Origin of the sequence: Nocardioides sp., from assembly GCF_036401255.1 — a bacterium.
Classification (GTDB): Bacteria; Actinomycetota; Actinomycetes; order Propionibacteriales; family Nocardioidaceae; genus Nocardioides.
Genome location: NZ_DASWVI010000150.1, coordinates 1 through 2,294, shown reverse-complemented (window position 1 = coordinate 2,294; position 2,294 = coordinate 1). Strand labels below are relative to the sequence as shown.

Sequence of the window (2,294 nt, the reverse complement as noted above, 5' to 3'; positions counted from 1 at the left end):
ATCTCGCCGGTCGGGGCCGATCCCGCCGAGCGGACGTGCACCCGGCCCGCGGAGAGGTGTTCGGCCAGCGCGGCTGCCATCTGCGACCGGCCGGCGTTGTGGACGCAGACGAACAGGATCTCCGGGACCTGTTTGGCGATCCTGCCCTCGGCCTGTGCGGCCGCCTGGAGCTGGTCCTTGGCGTACCGCCCGCTGAGGATGGGTAGGTAGTCCGGGATCTTCGAGACGGCCTCGAACGACTCCCGGGCCTCTGCCACCGCGCGGGACACGGCCTCACGGGAGAAGACGCCTTCGTAGGAGTAGGCGAGCTCGTCCACGATCCTTTCCCAGACGGTCGGTTTCCCGGGGGCTGGAGCGGGCGCGGAGTCACTGGGCATGGACGAGGTTCCCTTCGGGCATGGGCTGGGTGAGCGCGGACAGGGCCGCCGTGCCGACGGGTTCGCGGGCGAGCATCGGCAGGATCGCCACCCGGTCGCAGAGCTCGGCGACTCGGCGCAGTGATGGCTCTTCGGCGGCGGCGCGGGCTTGCAGGAACAGCGAGGAGGGGGCGGCGGCCGTGAGGCTGTTGTTGACCACCCAGGCGTAGGGCGTGATCCCCGCTCGGGCCAGGTCGGCCTGGAGCTCCTCGGCCTCGAGGACCGGGGTGGTCTCGGGGAGGGTGATGAGCACGACCTTGGTCTGGTGGGGGTCCTGAAGCCGCATCAGCGGCGTCGTGTAACGGACACCAGGGTTCATCTGGCGGACCACTTCGCGGTGGTACGAGCCCGTGGCGTCGAGCAGGAGCAGGGTGTGGCCGGTGGGTGCTGTGTCGAGGACGACGAACTGCTTGCGTGCCTTGAAGACCACCTGGGAGAACTGCTCGAACACGGCGACCTCGTCGGTGCACGGGGATTTCAGGTCCTCGGCGAGGACAGCGCGACCGGCGTCGTCGAGGCTGGCGCCCTTGCTCGCCATGACGCGCGCGCGGTAGTCCGTGATGGCTCGCTCAGGGTCGATGCGTGACACGTTCAGGTGCTCGAGCTGCGCCTGCAGGGTCTCGGTCAGGTGTGCGGCGGGGTCCGTCGTCGTGAGCAGCACGTCGTGTCCTCGCTGGGCCAGCTCCAGGGCGACCGCGGCGGCCACGGTGGTCTTGCCCACGCCGCCCTTGCCCATGCACAGGACCAGGGCTGGCCCGTCGGCCTCGATGTCGTCGACGAGCCCGGCGAGGCCGCTGAATGACTCGGGCACGGCCGCCGACACGGCAGGCTCGGTCGTCGTGGGGACCAGCGTCGGGTCGAGGAGCGCCCGCAGTGCCGGCACCCCGACGGTGTTGAACGGCAGCAGCGGGATCCTCGTTCGAGGCAGCGCGACCAAGCCCTGCGGCATACCCTCGAGGGCGGCGCGCTCGCGCTGGGTGACGGCGGAAGCCAGCAGGTCGGCGCCGACCTCCGTGGGCAGGAGTGCGTTGACGACGAGGTTCGCGTCGTGCATCCCGAGCTCGACCAGCTCGTCATACGTGCGGCCCGCCTCGGCCAGGGAGGAGCGCTGCGCCCGGCTGACGAGCACGAGCCGGGTGCGAGCCGGATCGGTCAGGGCCGCCAGGGCGCCGGCGTAGTCGTGCCGCAGCCGGTCCAGCCCGGCGGCGGGGCCGAGGCAGGAGACGTCACCCTTGCCGTCGGAGAGGTAGGTGGTCCATTCGCCGGGCAGCTGCAGCAGGCGGATCGTGTGCCCGGTGGGGGCCGTGTCGAACAGGACGTGGTCATACCCGGCCGTGAGGGTCTCGTCGGCGAGCAGGGCGGCGAACTCGCTGAACGAGGCGATCTCGGTCGTGCACGCGCCGGAGAGCTGCTCGGTCATGGCGGCGATCTCCGAGGCGGGGAGCAGCTCGCGGACCGGGTCGATGATGTGCGCCCGGTAGGCGTCGGCGGCCTGCTCCGGATCGATCTCGAGCGCGGACAGGCCGGGGACCTCTGGGATGGGGGTGAGTGTGTTGCCGATGGTGACGCCGAAGACCTGCCCGACGTTCGAGGCCGGGTCGGTGCTGACCAGCAGGACGCGGCGGCCACTCTCGGCAAGTCGCACGGCCGTCGCGCAGGCGAGGGAGGTCTTGCCCACCCCGCCCTTGCCGGTGAAGAACACGAACCGGGGCAGATCCTCGAGGTAGGGCAGGGAGCTCATCAGCAGCAGCCCGACTCTGGCGCGCAGGCGGCGCCGGTGCCACCGATCAGGTTGAGGGACAGGGCCGGTCGAGCATCGGCTGTCTCGACCTGGAGCGTTCCCTCCATGGGCGCGGGCAGGCCGGCGAAGCGGAGCAG

At 71.1% G+C, this 2,294-nt stretch carries 2 protein-coding genes; both read right to left on the bottom strand.

Annotated elements, in window-relative coordinates; translation table 11 throughout:
* On the bottom strand, nucleotides 1-317 hold a 317-nt coding region (locus VGD85_RS07195), incomplete at its 3' end, for a three-helix bundle dimerization domain-containing protein (RefSeq protein WP_414690772.1).
* 49 nt (nucleotides 318-366) lie between these two features.
* Nucleotides 367-2,157, bottom strand: a complete 1,791-nt coding sequence (gene arsA, locus VGD85_RS07190) for an arsenical pump-driving ATPase (protein WP_331062768.1) — start codon at nucleotides 2,155-2,157, stop codon at nucleotides 367-369.
* Nucleotides 2,158-2,294: the final 137 nt, after the last annotated feature.

Excerpts from the sequence above, each read along its gene's own strand:
- arsA (WP_331062768.1), bottom strand. The coding sequence starts at position 2,157 with ATGAGCTCCCTGCCCTACCTCGAGGATCTGCCCCGGTTCGTGTTCTTC.